We start from the raw sequence: 14149 nt of genomic DNA, 5'->3' as shown, positions 1-14149 counted from the left end.
AGGAGGACGGCGACGCTTCCGGCGCCCAAGATGGATGACGATGCGCGCCTTCGCCGAGCTACTGGACCGACTGTCCCTGACGGCCTCGCGCAATGCGAAGCTGGTGCTGGTGCGCGATTATCTGAGGGCGACGCCTGATCCCGATAGGGGATGGGCGCTGGCGGCCCTGACCGGCGACCTGACGTTCGACGCCGCCAAGCCGGCCATGATCCGAAAAGCGGTCGAAGGCCGGGTCGACAGCGTACTGTTCGGCTGGTCCTACGACTATGTGGGCGATCTGGCGGAGACGGTGGCCCTGATCTGGCCCGTGACGCCGGACCATCGACCGAACCGCGAGCCCGAACTGGCCGAGGTTGTCGAGGCGCTGAGGACCGCCACGCGGGCGGAGGTGCGCGGTCTTCTAGAAGGCTGGCTGGATGCGCTGGAGCCGAAAGGACGGTGGGCGCTGCTGAAGCTGATGACCGGGGCCTTGCGTATCGGTCTGTCGGCGCGGCTGGCCAAGACGGCGGCGGCCATGATGCGTCCGGACGCCGTGATGGCACCGCCGTCGCCGGACGGGGAGGAGGCGCAGAGGACGCTGGAGGCGCTCGACGCCTCGGCCATCGAGGAGGTCTGGCACGCGGTCGAGCCGCCCTACGCCGACCTGTTCGCCTGGCTTGAGGGCAGAGCGGAGCGGCCCAGCCCGGATGCGCCCGGCCGATTTCGACCCGTCATGCTGGCCGTCGCCATCGATGAAGCGGTCGATCTGCCCAAACTGTCGCCGACCGACTATGCGGCCGAATGGAAGTGGGACGGCATCCGGGTTCAGGCGGTGCTGGAGGGCGAGGTGCGCAAGCTCTATTCCCGCACCGGCGACGAGATTTCCGCCGCCTTTCCTGATGTGATGGAGGCCCTGGCGTTCGAAGGCGCGATCGATGGCGAGCTGATCGTCTGGCGCGACGGGGCGGTGGCGCCGTTCGGGGACCTGCAGCAGCGGCTGAACCGCAAGTCGGTGGACGCCAAGGCGATGCAGGCCTTTCCGGCGGCGGTCGTCGCCTATGACCTGCTGGCCCAGGATGGCGAGGATCTGCGCGGCCTGCCGCTGCGCGAGCGTCGATCGCGATTGGAGGCGCTGGTCAATGGTCATGCCGGCGAGCGGCTGCACCTGTCGCCGGTGGTCGATTATGCCGATTGGGATGAACTGGCGCGGCTGCGCGCCGATCCGCCGGTCGGGGCGGCGGCGGAAGGCCTGATGCTGAAACGCTGGGATAGCCCCTATCTGGCGGGGCGACCCAAGGGACCGTGGTTCAAGTGGAAGCGCGACCCCCACGTCATTGACGCCGTCCTGATGTACGCCCAGCGCGGGCACGGCAAGCGTTCCAGCTTCTATTCCGACTACACCTTCGGCGTCTGGACGCCGGAAGGGGCGCTGACGCCGGTGGGCAAGGCCTATTTCGGCTTCACCGACGAAGAGTTGAAGCAGCTCGACAAGTTCGTGCGCGATCACACCATCGACCGGTTCGGGCCGGTGCGGTCGGTACGGGCCGAGCGGGATTTCGGCCTGGTGCTGGAGATCGCCTTCGAGGGGCTGAACCGCTCGACGCGGCACAAGTCGGGCGTGGCCATGCGCTTCCCGCGCGTCAGCCGCATTCGCTGGGACAAGCCGGCGCGAGAGGCCAACACCATCGACGATGTCATGGACCTGCTGGACGCCATCGAAAGCGGCGGCGGGCGGATCGCAAAGGCCTGAAATCGGGCATTCGGGGGTTCCAATCGTCGCGTCAGGCGTTAGACCCGACCTCATGTCTCTGCCTCTTTCCAACGAAGTCGCCGACGCGGTGGCCGCAGGCCGTAAGGCCGTTTCGATCGACGCCGCCATGATCGCCAAGCTGACCGACATGGCGGGCGATTTCGCGATCAACCTGACCATCGCCATCCTGATCTTCGTCGCCACCCTGTTTGTGGCGAAGTGGGCGGCCGGCGCGGCGCGCAAGACGCTGTCGCGAGTGCGCGGCTTCCGACATGACCCGACCGTCCTGAGTTTTGCGGTGCAGGTGGTGCGGGTTGTGGTGATCATCATCGGCATGATCGCCGTGCTGCAGCGGCTGGGCGTTCAGACGACCTCGATCATCGCCGTGTTGGGCGCGGCCTCCCTGGCGGTGGGCTTGGCGTTGCAGGGCACGTTGTCGAACGTGGCGTCGGGGATCATGCTGCTGGTGCTGCGGCCCTACCGGGTCGGCGACGTGGTCGATGTCGGCGGGATGAGCGGCACGGTGCAGCGCCTGGACCTGTTCACGACCCAACTGTCCAACGCCAACAACCACAAGATCGTCATTCCGAATTCCAAGGTCCTGAGCGATCCGCTGACCAATCTGACCGGCCAGCAGACGCGCCGGATCGAGATCAACTTCACGGTCGGTTATGGCGACGATCTGAACCAGGCGCGCTGCGTGCTGGCGGATATGGCCACCGCACACGACAAGGTGCTGCACGATCCCCATCCGTGGACTGGCGTGACGGGCCTGCTGGACAGCTCGGTGCAGGTGACGCTGCACGCCTGGGTCAAGGTCGGCGACTGGTGGCAGACCCAGGCCGATCTGATGCAGGGCGGCAAGGAGGCGCTGGACGCCGCCGGGATCGAGATTCCGTTCCCGCATCAGGTCGCCGTGCCCTATGGCGATGAGGATGTGGTGCCGGTCGTGCGCGTCCGCACGGTCGAAGACGATACGGCCGATCTGAAGGCGACGAACCGTTGATGCGTTACGATTTCGGCTCCGATAACACCGCCGGCATGGCGCTGAGCGCCATCGAAGGCCTGGTGCGCGCCAACAAGGGATTCGCCCGCGCCTATGGCGCAGACGATGTCACAGCCCGCGCCGCCGACCAGATCCGCCAGCGTCTGGATGCCGACGCCGAGGTGCGTTTTGTTTTCAGCGGGACGGCGGCCAACGCCATCGCCCTGTCGATGCTGGCCCAACCCTATGAGGCGGTGCTGGCGCACCATGCGGCGCACATCTGCACCGACGAGACGGGCGCGCCGGGCTTCTTCGGTCACGGTGTCGGCCTGATCGGGCTGCCGGGGTTCTCGGGCAAGATCGATCCATTGGCCCTGCAGGCGCAGTTGGGCGAACCCGAAGTCGGGCATCGTCAGCCGCCCGCCGCCCTGTCGCTGACCCAGGCCACGGAATATGGCTCGGTCTATACCGAGGAAGAGCTGCGCCACCTGATCGAACCGGCCAAGGCGCTGGGCTACGGCGTTCACATGGACGGCGCGCGCCTGACCAATGCGGTCGCCGCCGGCTTTGACCTGAAGGACATTCCGCGCCTGGGCGTGGACGTGCTGGTGTTCGGCGGGGCCAAGGCGGGCGCCAACTGCGCCGAGGCGATCGTGCTGTTCGACAAGAGCCTGGCGCGGCGACTGGACAACCGTCTGAAACAAGCGGGCCAGACGTCGTCTAAGACGCGTCTGCTGTCGGGTCCGATGCTGGGCTTGCTGGAAAGCGGCGATTGGGAATCGGGCGGCGCCCACGCCAATCTGATGGCGCAGCGCTTGGCGGCCGGCATCGCGGGGCGGTCGCCCTTCGTCCTGGCCCATCCGGTGGAGGCGAACGCGGTCTTCGTGCGAATGCCGCCAGAGGCGCACGCCCGCCTGAACGAAATGGGTTGGGCCTGCTACGCCTTCGATGACGGTTCGGTGCGCTTCGTCTGTTCATGGGCGACGCAGGAAGCGGCCGTGGACGAGTTGATCGAGGCGGTCGCCGGTCTGGGCTGAGCGACGAATCCCCGCTTGCGCGCCAGCGTGGCCTTTCCCCGGTCGCATTGGCTTTCCATATGCGGACCATGGCGATGCGAGGCGAACGCTCCGGCGGCAGGCGTGACCCGATGGTCAAGGCGCAGCAGGCAGGGAGCCCACAGGACAAGACGGACGGACCTCCGACGCTGACGGCGCTGGCGGATCTGGCGCGGCTGGTGGCCCGATCGGGCGCGCCGCACCTGAAACTGCGGCTGATCTCGGCCATACTGCTGACGCTGGCGGGCAAGGGGCTGGGCGTTCTGGCGCCGCTGGTGCTGGGCGCGGCGGTCAACCGTCTGGCGGCGGGGCAGGGTGCGGCGACCGCCGTCGGCCTGGGCTTTGCAGCCTTCGCCATAGGCTGGGCCGTCGTGCGGTTCCTGTCGGCTGCGTCGCCCCTGGTGTCGGACGTAGTGTTCGCGCCGGTGCGCGCCGCCGCCCAGCGCGCGACGGCGGCCGAGGCCTTCGCCCATGCGCTGAGCCTGTCGCTGGATTTTCACCAGACCAAACGCTCGGGCGCCCTGTCGCGGACGATGGACCGGGGATCGCGCGCGGTGGACTTCCTGCTGCGCATCCTGGCCTTCAACCTGGTTCCGACGGGGGTGGAGCTGGTGCTGGCGGCCGGGGTGCTGGGGGCCAAATACGACTGGCGTTTCGCCGCCGTCGCGGTGGTCGTGGTCGTCATCTACACCGCCGCCACCTTCGCCATGTCCAACTGGCGACTGGAGCATCGCCGGATCATGAATGCGGCCGATTCCGAGGCCGCCGGCGTCTCGGTCGACGCCCTGCTGAACTATGAGACGGTCAAGTCGTTCGGGGCCGAGACGCGCGCGGCCCAGACCTATGACCGGGCGCTGGGCGACTATGCCGAGGCGTCGCTGAAGGCCAACAGTTCGCTGAACATGCTGAACGGGATGCAGGCCCTGGTGATGAACCTGGGCCTGGGCGTCATGGCGGTGATGGCCGGGTTCGAGGCGGCGGCCGGAAGGATGGGGCCGGGCGACGTGACGGCCGCGGTGCTGATCATGATCTCGCTGTATGCACCGCTGAACATCCTGGGCTTCGCCTATCGGGAAATCCGTCAGTCCTTCATCGACATGGAGGAGATGCTGAAGGTGACGCGGCAGACGCCGCAGGTCGCCGATGCGCCGAACGCCGCCGCCCTGCCGCGGCCTGTCGATGCGCGCGGGGCGTCGGTGGCGTTCGAGGGCGTCGGCTTCCGCCACGACGCGCGGGCCAATGGGCTGGAAGGCGTCAGCTTCTACGCCGCGCCGGGCACCACGACGGCGCTGGTCGGCCCCTCGGGCGCGGGCAAGTCCACCATCGTCAAACTGGCGCTGCGTCTGCTCGATCCGCAGGAAGGGCGCGTGCTGATCGACGGCCATGATGCGCGTGAGGTGACCCAGGCCTCGCTGCGATCGGCGGTGGCGCTGGTGCCTCAGGATGTGGCGCTGTTCAACGACACCCTGGCCGCCAATATCGCCTTCGCCCGGCCCGAGGCGGACGAGGGGCAGGTGTGGGCGGCGGCGGAGGCGGCGGAACTGGCCGACTTCATTCGTGGATTGCCGGACGGGATGCAGACCAAGGTCGGCGAGCGAGGTCTCAAGCTGTCGGGCGGCGAACGCCAGCGGGTGGGCATCGCCCGAGCGCTGCTGGCCGATCCGTGCATCCTGATCCTGGACGAGGCCACCAGCGCCCTGGACAGCCGCACCGAGGCCGCGATCCAGAAGACCCTGCGTAAGGCCAGGAACGGCCGCACGACCCTGGTGGTCGCGCACCGGCTGTCGACCGTGGCGGACGCAGACCAGATTCTGGTGCTGAAGGCCGGGCGGATCGTCGAACGCGGCGGGCACCACGAACTCGTGGCCCGACAGGGTGGGGAGTATGCGGCCTTGTGGCGCAAACAGACGCGCGGCGGAAAGACGCCTCAGATGGCGGACTGACCGGCGGCCGGCAGCTTCTTTCTGAGCACCTCTTGCAGGTTCGTCAGGATGGCGGTCCGCGCGGCCTGCTCCTCGGGCGGCAGGGCCAGCAGCAGTTTCATCGCCTGGGCGTGGACCGTGGCGATGCGCCAGTCGAAACCGCCCTGACGCGGCGCGGCGTCCAGCAGGTCGCACAGACCCTTCGCCGCCGTGCAAAGGTCGTCCATAGAAAAGGGGCTTGCGGCGTCGATGATCTGGCTGGAGGCGGAATAGGCCAGGTCCAGCCGCATCGGCTCGATCAGGTTCGGATCGGGCTTTGCGAGGAGTGCCGCGATATTGTCGCCGATGATGGCGCGGGCCTGATCCTGAAGTCCGTCCAGATTGGCGCGGGCCTGGGCCAGGGCGACACCGACGCTGACGCCGCCGGGGCGATCCAGCATTTCGGACAGACGGGACTTGCGCTGGGTATGGGTGATGACGGTCATAGGGCCAAGGTCTCCATCCCGTTCGCCTTGCGGATCATGTCGGCGCGACGCTCGACCCCTTCATAGCCGGTATGCCGGAACCGGCGATCGGGGCCCATATAGTCTCCGACCTCGAGGAAAGGCCGGCTGTCGCGCGCGACCCACAGGATTCGCTCCAGCAGAAGGGCCGGGCTGAACGGCTTGGTGATGACGAAGTTGGCGCCGCAGTCGCGCGCCTCGGCGACGCGACCGCGACGAATATGGCTCGCGGTCATGATCACGGGGGTGAAGGTGTTGGGATTGGCGCCCGAGCGACGCAGCCAGCGCACCAGTTCGAAGCCGTCGATGTCAGGCATGTCTGTATCGACGACCAGCAGATCGACGGGCTTGTCGGTCAGCAGCTTCTGGGCCTCGGTCCCCGTGCCGCAGGCATAGGTCGGGCGGATGCCGAAGCCGGTCAAAGCGTTGGAGGTCAGTGTCAGCGAAAACGGCGAATCGTCGACGATCATCGTGATCGCGCCGCCCAGGTTGAAGACGGCGCTTTCGCGCAGAGACTCGCCGCCGCTCATGACCCCAAGGCCCCCGTCTGGCCCGCCGATAGACTCATGGCCGGTCGCAAACCCCGATGCCCCTAAACGAAGGGCGGAGCTTGGCAGACGAGGGTGGATGCTGCGTTAACGCTGACTCGGGCGATCAAGCGTCAGAGGGCGCCGATGGCGTAGAAGCGATCCGCGCGGCGCTTTTTGATCTGCTGGGGCGTAAGGCCGTCAAAGCCCTTCAGCTCTTCGGCCAGCACGTCGCCGACATTGGCCATGGCCGTGTCGCGATCGGTATGGGCGCCGCCAACAGGCTCTTCGATCAGGCGGTCCACGATCTTCAACTGCATCAGGTCTGGACCGGTGATCTTCATCGCCATAGCCGCATCCTTGGCCCGCGCGCCGTCGCGCCACAGGATGCCGGCGGCGCCCTCGGGCGAGATGACCGAATAGATCGAGTGCTCCAACATCAACACGCGGCTGGCCGCAGCGATGGCGATGGCGCCCCCCGAACCGCCTTCGCCCGTGATGGTGGCGATGGAGGGCACGCCTAGGGTAAGGCAGCGCTCGGTCGAGCGGGCGATGGCCTCGGCCTGGCCGCGCTCCTCGGCGCCCAGGCCCGGATAGGCGCCGGCGGTGTCGATGAAGCTGAGAACCGGCAGGCCGAACTGCTCGGCCATGTCCATCAGGCGCACGGCCTTGCGATAGCCCTCTGGCCGGGCCATGCCGAAGTTGTGGGTGATGCGGGTCGCAGTGTCGTGACCCTTTTCGTGGCCCATGATGACGACCGGACGACCGCGGAACCGGGCCAGACCGCCCAGGATGGCCTGGTCGTCCCCGAACTGGCGGTCGCCGTGCAGTTCGTTCCAGTCGGTGAACAGGCTCTGGACGTAATCGATGAAGTGCGGGCGCTGCGGATGGCGCGCGACCTGGGTCTTCATCCAGGGGTCGAGGCCGGCGTAGGTCTTCCTGCGCAGTTGCTCGGCCTTCTTGCGCAGGCCCTCGATCTCATGGTCGATGTCGCCCGAGGTGTCGGCCAGCAGCGACAGCTCCTCGATCTTGGCTTCCAGATCGGCGATCGGCTTTTCGAAGTCGAGATAGTGCGTGGCCATCAAGGCGTCCGGGAACTGCAAACGGGCGAAAGCGCCCTTGGGGAAGGCGCGCGAACCTAGAGAGGTCAACGCCGCCGGGCAAGCGGGGGTTCAGAACGCCTTGGGCAAACCGGCATCTTTGAGAACCGAGTTTGCGGTATGGCGGCTTTTGGAGCGCGGCACGATAACGGCGTGCGGTCGGTCGGGATGCCGCCATTTCTCATGGCTGCCCTTGGCGTTGGCGACACGACGCCAGCCGGCGGCGGAGAGGAGGGTGATCAGTTCGGGGTAGAAGTCTTTCGGCATGGCGGTTTCCGATCAGGGCAGATCGCGCATCATCGCCGCCGACATTTCCGGCTCAACGCACGGTCACGCAGCGATCACGTCAAATCCACCAGCCGCTTCGAAGCGCACTGGAACAGCGCCGTGAACGCCCAGATTCTCCGCCAGCAGCTCAGGCGCGAAATGGCGCGCAAGATTTTCGAACTCTCCGAGCGTCGCCGTTTCCAGCACCAACCCAACAATGTTCGACTCGCTGCACCAGACCCCTGCCTCGGGATCCCAGATCGCCTTGACGTAGAACTCTTCAGCCATGTTCGGAATATGCGCTGTCAGTCGTCGCGCGCCAAGGGGTGGTTTTGGTGGACGACCTGGGACAGGCGGTCGGTGGCCACATGGGTGTAGATCTGGGTCGTGGCGATATCGACATGGCCCAGCAGGGTCTGGACGACGCGCAGGTCCGCGCCGCCTTCCAGCAGGTGGGTGGCGAAGGCGTGGCGCAGGACGTGGGGGCTGACGCGGGCGGGGTCGATGCCGGCGGTAATCGCGGCCTCGTCCAACAGTTGGGCGAAACGGCGCGGGGTCAGATGGCCGGTGCGGCCGGAGGAGGGGAAGAGCCAGGGACTGTCGGGCACCTCAGGCTTTCGCTTCGCGTCGCGCGCTACGAGCCAGGCCTTGATCGCTTCGCGAGCGGCGGTGTTGAGGGGCGCGAGCCGTTCCTTGCCGCCCTTGCCGCGTACGATCAGATAGGCGGGGTCGCGCCGAACGGCCTCGACTTTCAGCCCCAGCAGTTCGGATACCCGCAGGCCGGAGGCGTAGGCCATCTCGACCAAGGCGACGAGGCGCAGGCCCGCCGCCGCGTCGCGCGCGGCTGAGGCGGCCAGCAGGGCGTCTATCTCGGCGCGGCTCAACACCTTGGGCAGTGATCGGCCCTGTTTGGGGGCGTCGAGGCGCCGCGACGGGTCGTCGGTGCGCCACCCCTCGGCCAGGGCGAAGCGGTAGAACTGCCGCGCGGACGAGCGGCGACGGGCGGCGGTGGCGGCGGACAGGCCGCGCCGCGACAGGTCCGCGAACCACGCTTCGACCGCCTCGGCGTCGGCCTTCATCAGCCCGCCGGCGTCCGACAGCGCCGTCTCCGCGTCCGCCAGATCGCGGCCATAGGCGGACAGCGTATGGGGCGAGGCGTCGCGTTCGACCGCCATCATCTCCAGAAAGGCCTCGATCTGGGGCGTCATGCGGCGATCCGCAGCCTGAACGACTGGCGCAAGGTCAGGCTTGGTGTAGAGGTTTTCTGGATCATGCCTGCCCGCGCCTTCGCCTTCGCCTTCCTCTCGACCGACCGTTCCGCCGGAGCCGCCGGATGAGGCGGCGCGCGAATCCGGGTCCGACCCGCACCATAGCCCTCGTCGGCCTGATGGGGGTGGGCAAATCGTCAGTCGGTCGTCGGCTGGCCAATCGGCTGCGACTGCCTTTCGCGGACGGAGATGTGGAGATCGAGGCGGCGGCCGGGATGACGGTGTCGGAAATCTTCGCCGCCCTGGGCGAGGCCGAGTTCCGCGCGGGCGAGGCGCGGGTGATCCGCCGCCTGCTGGAGGGCCCGCCCATCGTGCTGGCGACCGGCGGCGGGGCGATGATGAACCCGGAGACGCGGGCGCTACTGAAGGCCAAGGCCGATACGGTCTGGTTGAGGGCCGATCTGGCGGTCATCGCGGAACGGGTGGCGCGGCGCGACACGCGGCCCCTGCTGCGCGGCAAGGATCCGCTGGAGGTTCTGACCGGCCTGGCCGAAGCGCGCTATCCCATTTACGGCGAGGCCGATGTGACCGTGGACGTCGGGCAGGGCTCGCACGGTCAGGCGGTGGACGCCATTCACAAGAACCTGCGCCGACACTGGCGCCAGAGACGACGCACGGAGACCCCGCAATGACGATCATTCCGGTCAGCGGCGGGGCCTTTGCCGCCTATGACGTCGTGGTGGGACGCGGGCTGCTGGCGCAGGCCGGCGCACACATTGCACCGCTGGCCAAGGGGCGGACGGTCATCGTCACCGACGAGACGGTTGCGGGCATCCACGCCCAGGCCCTGACCGCGTCGCTGACGGCGGCGGGCGTGACCAGCGAGATCGTGGCCGTGCCGGCGGGCGAGGGCTCCAAGTCCTTCGCCGAGCTGGAGCGCGTGCTGGACCGGCTGCTGGAGATCGGCCTGGATCGCAAGGATGTGGTGATCGCTTTGGGCGGCGGGGTCGTCGGCGATCTGGCCGGGCTGGCGGCAGCCCTGTTCATGCGCGGCATCGACTTCGTGCAAATCCCCACCACCCTGTTGGCCCAGGTCGACTCGTCTGTCGGCGGCAAGACAGCCATCGACACCCCGCGCGGCAAGAACCTGGTCGGCGCGTTTCATCAGCCGCGTTTGGTGCTGGCGGATGTCGACGTGCTGGCCACGCTGCCGGAACGCCAGGTGAGGTCCGGCTGGGCCGAGGTGCTGAAGCATGGGCTGATCTGTGACGCGCCCTTCTTCGACTGGCTGGCAGGCGAGGGGGCTGCGGGCGCGCAGGGCGATCCGGCGGCGCTGGAACGGGCGGTGATCCGCTCGGTCGAGATCAAGAGCGCGGTGGTCGGCGAGGACGAGAAGGAGGCGGGACGACGCGCCCTGCTGAACCTAGGTCACACCTTCGGCCATGCGATTGAGACCGAGGTCGGCTTCGACGAGGGGGCGCTGGCGCACGGCGAGGCGGTGGCGCTCGGCTGCTGCATCGCCTTCCGCTATTCGGCGGGTGATGGCCTGTGTTCGGCGGACGACGTGGCGCGTGTCGAGACGGTGGTCGCGGCGGCTGGGCTGCCGACGCGGCTGGATCAGGCAGGATCGTTCGCGGCCGACCGACTGCTGGCCCTGATGGCCGGGGACAAGAAGGCCGAGGGCGGGGCGCTGACCCTGATCCTGGCGCGCGGCATCGGCGAGGCCTTCGTCGCCAAGGGCGTGGATCAGGCCAAGGTGCGGGCCTTCCTGATCGAGGAAGGCGCGACCGCGTGATGCGGATCGGCATGGGGCCGCTGGAGGACCGCTTCGTGCGGCTGGAGCCGTTCGAGGACGGGTTGAAAGCCGAGGTCCGCGCGGCTCTGGATTGCGATCCCGACGCCTGGGAGATCATGGTGGCGCCCGCCTATGGCGATCATTTCGAGGCGTGGTGGAACGCCGCGATGGCGGCGATGGAGGCGCAGATGCGGATCGCCTATGCGGTGCGGCGGCGCTCGGACGGGGCGGTGGTCGGGACGACCAGCCTATATGAGATCAATCCCGCCTATCGCCGCTGCGAGATCGGCTCGACCTTCTATCGGCCCGAGGCGCGGGGCGGGGCGATCAACCCGGCCTGCAAGCGGCTGTTGCTGGGGCATGCGTTCGACGCGGGCGCGGTGCGGGTCGAGATCATCACAGACGCCGTCAACGTCCAGAGCCAGGCCGCCATCCTGAAACTAGGCGCCAAGGCCGAGGGCGTCCTGCGCAAGCACAAGATCACCTGGACCGGCCGGGCGCGCGACACCGCCATGTTCGCCGTCATCGACGACAACTGGCCCTCGGTGCGCGACGGGCTGGATCGGCGACTGGCGGCTTTCGCTTAGTCCACCGCGCGGCATTCCGTCGGCTGACGGCCTTCGACGGACCAGGTGGCGAGGACGCCCTTGCCGCGCAGTTCGACGTTGGAGGCGCGATACCAGATGCCGTCGGCGGCGCGCTCCTGATACAGGTCGATGGCCTCGCCGGACGAATTGCGGATGGTGGCCATCTGGCGCGGGTTGTCGAAGTCGACCGACAGACGCTCGCCATTGTCGCACAAATAGACGGTGTGGACGACGCGGTTCAGGGTGCGGTCCTGGATTTCGGCGCCGGTGCGCTGGCGGGCGGTCTGGGCCTGGATGGCGCGTTCCTTGACCTCGTCGCCGGTGCGCGGAGCCTTGTCGGGATCGGCGCCGCAGGCGGTGAGGAGGGCCAGGGCGGCCAAGCCGCTGAACACGATCGGTTGCGGCAGATCCGGCTTGAACAAGGTCTTTCCCTCCACGGCGTCGCCCAACGGCGCCGCTTTCGCGGCGGTCTAACGTGCGCCGCCTGTCGCCGTTCCCCGTCGCAGACGGAAGAACGACTTGAGCAGGCTGGACGCCTCGTTCGCCAGAAGGCCTGAGTCCGTGGTGGGGCGCCAGTGGCAGGTGGGTTGTTCGAACAGACGCGGGCCGTGGATGACGGCGCCGCCCTTTGGATCGTCGGCGGCCCAGACGACGCGGCCGATGCGGGCGTGGCTGATGGCGCCGGCGCACATCGCGCAGGGCTCCAGCGTCACATAGAGGGTCAGGCCGGTCAGGCGATAGTTGTCCAGCGCCGTCGCCGCGCGCCGCAGGGCGACGATCTCGGCATGGGCGGTGGGGTCGCGAGCCGCAATCGGACCATTGGCGCCGGTCGAAATTACCTCACCTGAGGCAGGATCGACAAGAATTGCGCCCACGGGCACCTCTCCTGCGTCCGCCGCCGCTTGCGCTTGGTCCAGCGCCATGCGCATGAACCGCTCATCATGGTCCGCCATACAGACGACAACGACAAGAAGCCCCGCGCCCGTCAAGACGAACGGTCGCCCCGGCCCTTTAAATCCTCCGGTCCCCGCAAGAGCGGCGACGGGACGAGATCATTCGGCGACAAGCCGCGCGGCCCTCGCGAAGACGGCGCCAAGCGGTTCGGCGACAAGGCCGACCGCCCCCGCAGCGACAAGCCCCGCGGCGACCGGCCCCGCACCGACAAGTCGCGCAGCGATGGGGGCGGCAAGGACAGCAAGTCCAAGACGCCGGACACGCCCCTGCGCGCCGAGCGAATCGCCAAGACCATGGCCCGAGCCGGCATCGCCTCGCGTCGCGAGGTCGAGCGTCTGATCGGTCTGGGCAAGGTGGCGGTCAACGGCCGCATCCTGGATACGCCCGCGACCCTGGTGACGCGCGACGACGTGATCACCGTGGACGGCAAGCCCATCGGTTCGACCCAGGCGACGCGGGTCTGGCGCTATCACAAGCCGGCGGGCCTGTTGACCAGCCACAGCGATCCGACGGGACGACCGACGGTGTTCGACGCCCTGCCGGCCGGCCTGCCGCGCGTGATTTCGGTCGGACGGCTGGACCTGGCGACCGAAGGCCTGCTGCTGCTGACCAACGACGGCGAGCTGAGCCGGGCGCTGGAGCTGCCTTCGACCTCGCTGGTGCGTCAGTACCGGGCGCGGGCGCGGGGCAAGATCACCCAGGAGCAGCTGGATGCGCTGAAGGACGGCGTGGTCGTGGACGGCGTCTCCTATGGTCCCATCGAGGCCAAGCTGGACAAGGCCAAGGAGTCCAAGTCCGAAGACGGAAAGGCGCCGGCGAACCTGTGGATCTCGGTGTCGATCACCGAGGGCAAGAACCGCGAGGTCAGGAAGGTGCTGGAGTCCGTCGGCCTGACGGTCAACCGGCTGATCCGCCTGGCCTACGGCCCGTTCCGCCTGGACGTCCTGCCGATCGGGTCGGTGGAAGAGGTCGGGCCGCGCGTGATCCGCGAGCTGCTGGCCGAATACATCCGGCCCGAGAACCTGCCGACCGGCAATACGGTCGAGACGCCCGCGCCCATCCCCGGTCGTCGGGTCTCGACGCCCATCGTTAAGGGCCGGTCGGGTTCGGCCATGTCGGACCCGTCGAGGAAACCCAGCCGCGTCCGCGCCGCCGAGACGGCCCAGGCCGATGCGGTCGAGCGCCGCGAGCGTCCGCCCAAGAAGGAAGGCTGGGCCAAGGCCGCGCCCAAGTTCGAGCATTCCAAGAGCTTCAAGCCGCGCGAACGCACCGCGCCCGCCGGCGATCGTCCGGCGCGTGAAGACGGGGACCGGCCAAAGCGCGCCTTCAAACCGCGCGACGACCAGTTCATCGACGACCGGCGCGGCAAGCCGGCGGGACGCGGCGGCTTTGGCGCCAAGAGCGACGCCAGACCGGCCGGCCGCGAGTTCAAGCCCCGCACCGGCGGCAAACCGGCGGGACCGTCGGGGACCAGCGGTCGCGGACCGGGGGGCAAGCCCGGCACGCCGCGCGGCTGA

General features: G+C 68.4%; 16 protein-coding genes. 8 read left to right on the top strand and 8 right to left on the bottom strand.

The window, feature by feature from the left end; genetic code table 11:
* Positions 1-40: 40 nt before the first annotated feature.
* From O2K97_RS10815 to O2K97_RS10800, 4 genes are all read left to right on the top strand, one after another.
* On the top strand, positions 41-1729 hold the full coding sequence (locus O2K97_RS10815; protein ID WP_269219269.1) for a cisplatin damage response ATP-dependent DNA ligase: 1689 nt from the start codon (positions 41-43) through the stop codon (positions 1727-1729).
* A gap of 52 nt (positions 1730-1781) precedes the next feature.
* Positions 1782-2735 (top strand): mechanosensitive ion channel family protein, encoded by a 954-nt coding sequence (locus O2K97_RS10810; RefSeq protein ID WP_269219268.1) that lies wholly within the window; start codon positions 1782-1784, stop codon positions 2733-2735.
* Complete coding sequence (locus tag O2K97_RS10805) at positions 2735-3751, top strand: threonine aldolase family protein (protein WP_269219267.1); 1017 nt, start codon at positions 2735-2737, stop codon at positions 3749-3751. The genes O2K97_RS10810 and O2K97_RS10805 overlap by 1 nt, the downstream gene beginning before the upstream one ends.
* A gap of 74 nt (positions 3752-3825) precedes the next feature.
* Positions 3826-5712, top strand: a complete 1887-nt coding sequence (locus tag O2K97_RS10800; protein WP_269219266.1) for an ABCB family ABC transporter ATP-binding protein/permease — start codon at positions 3826-3828, stop codon at positions 5710-5712.
* Here the strand turns inward: O2K97_RS10800 and O2K97_RS10795 are convergent.
* From O2K97_RS10795 to O2K97_RS10770, 6 genes are all read right to left on the bottom strand, one after another.
* Complete coding sequence (locus O2K97_RS10795) at positions 5697-6176, bottom strand: chemotaxis protein CheE (RefSeq protein ID WP_269219265.1); 480 nt, start codon at positions 6174-6176, stop codon at positions 5697-5699. The two genes, O2K97_RS10800 and O2K97_RS10795, sit on opposite strands and share 16 nt — an antisense overlap.
* Positions 6173-6724, bottom strand: coding sequence for a response regulator (locus tag O2K97_RS10790; protein ID WP_017506018.1), 552 nt, complete (start codon positions 6722-6724; stop codon positions 6173-6175). Before O2K97_RS10790 ends, O2K97_RS10795 begins: the two co-directional genes overlap by 4 nt.
* Before the next feature lie 131 nt (positions 6725-6855).
* Positions 6856-7803 (bottom strand): acetyl-CoA carboxylase carboxyltransferase subunit alpha, encoded by a 948-nt coding sequence (locus O2K97_RS10785; RefSeq protein WP_269219264.1) that lies wholly within the window; start codon positions 7801-7803, stop codon positions 6856-6858.
* Between the two features lie 90 nt (positions 7804-7893).
* Complete coding sequence (locus O2K97_RS10780; RefSeq protein ID WP_269219263.1) at positions 7894-8088, bottom strand: type II toxin-antitoxin system HicA family toxin; 195 nt, start codon at positions 8086-8088, stop codon at positions 7894-7896.
* A gap of 63 nt (positions 8089-8151) precedes the next feature.
* Positions 8152-8376, bottom strand: a complete 225-nt coding sequence (locus tag O2K97_RS10775) for a DUF1902 domain-containing protein (protein WP_269219262.1) — start codon at positions 8374-8376, stop codon at positions 8152-8154.
* Positions 8377-8393: 17 nt separating this feature from the next.
* Complete coding sequence (locus O2K97_RS10770; protein ID WP_269219261.1) at positions 8394-9296, bottom strand: site-specific tyrosine recombinase XerD; 903 nt, start codon at positions 9294-9296, stop codon at positions 8394-8396.
* Positions 9297-9421: 125 nt separating this feature from the next.
* On the opposite strand from O2K97_RS10770, the gene O2K97_RS10765 reads away from it, so the two are divergent.
* Genes O2K97_RS10765 through O2K97_RS10755 form a run of 3 tightly spaced genes read left to right on the top strand, consistent with a single transcriptional unit; the run spans position 9422 to position 11678 of the window.
* Positions 9422-9988, top strand: a complete 567-nt coding sequence (locus O2K97_RS10765; protein WP_165117140.1) for a shikimate kinase — start codon at positions 9422-9424, stop codon at positions 9986-9988.
* Complete coding sequence (aroB, locus tag O2K97_RS10760; protein ID WP_269219260.1) at positions 9985-11091, top strand: 3-dehydroquinate synthase; 1107 nt, start codon at positions 9985-9987, stop codon at positions 11089-11091. Before O2K97_RS10765 ends, aroB begins: the two co-directional genes overlap by 4 nt.
* A complete protein-coding gene (locus O2K97_RS10755) occupies positions 11091-11678 on the top strand; it encodes a GNAT family N-acetyltransferase (protein ID WP_269221133.1) in 588 nt (195 codons plus the stop codon). Before aroB ends, O2K97_RS10755 begins: the two co-directional genes overlap by 1 nt.
* Here the strand turns inward: O2K97_RS10755 and O2K97_RS10750 are convergent.
* Positions 11675-12100: an MliC family protein gene (locus O2K97_RS10750; protein ID WP_269219259.1), complete on the bottom strand. Its 426-nt coding sequence runs from the start codon at positions 12098-12100 to the stop codon at positions 11675-11677. The genes O2K97_RS10755 and O2K97_RS10750 overlap by 4 nt on opposite strands.
* A 48-nt stretch (positions 12101-12148) precedes the next feature.
* Entirely contained in the window at positions 12149-12607 is a 459-nt protein-coding gene (tadA, locus tag O2K97_RS10745; protein WP_269219258.1) for a tRNA adenosine(34) deaminase TadA, read from the bottom strand.
* Positions 12608-12619: 12 nt separating this feature from the next.
* Here tadA and O2K97_RS10740 point away from each other — a divergent pair, with 12 nt between their 5' ends.
* On the top strand, positions 12620-14149 hold the full coding sequence (locus tag O2K97_RS10740; protein ID WP_269219257.1) for a pseudouridine synthase: 1530 nt from the start codon (positions 12620-12622) through the stop codon (positions 14147-14149).

Source organism: Brevundimonas vesicularis (assembly GCF_027105095.1).
Classification (GTDB): Bacteria; Pseudomonadota; Alphaproteobacteria; order Caulobacterales; family Caulobacteraceae; genus Brevundimonas; species Brevundimonas vesicularis_E.
The sequence above is the reverse complement of the archived record's forward strand: the minus strand, read 5'-3'. Positions and strand labels throughout refer to the sequence as shown.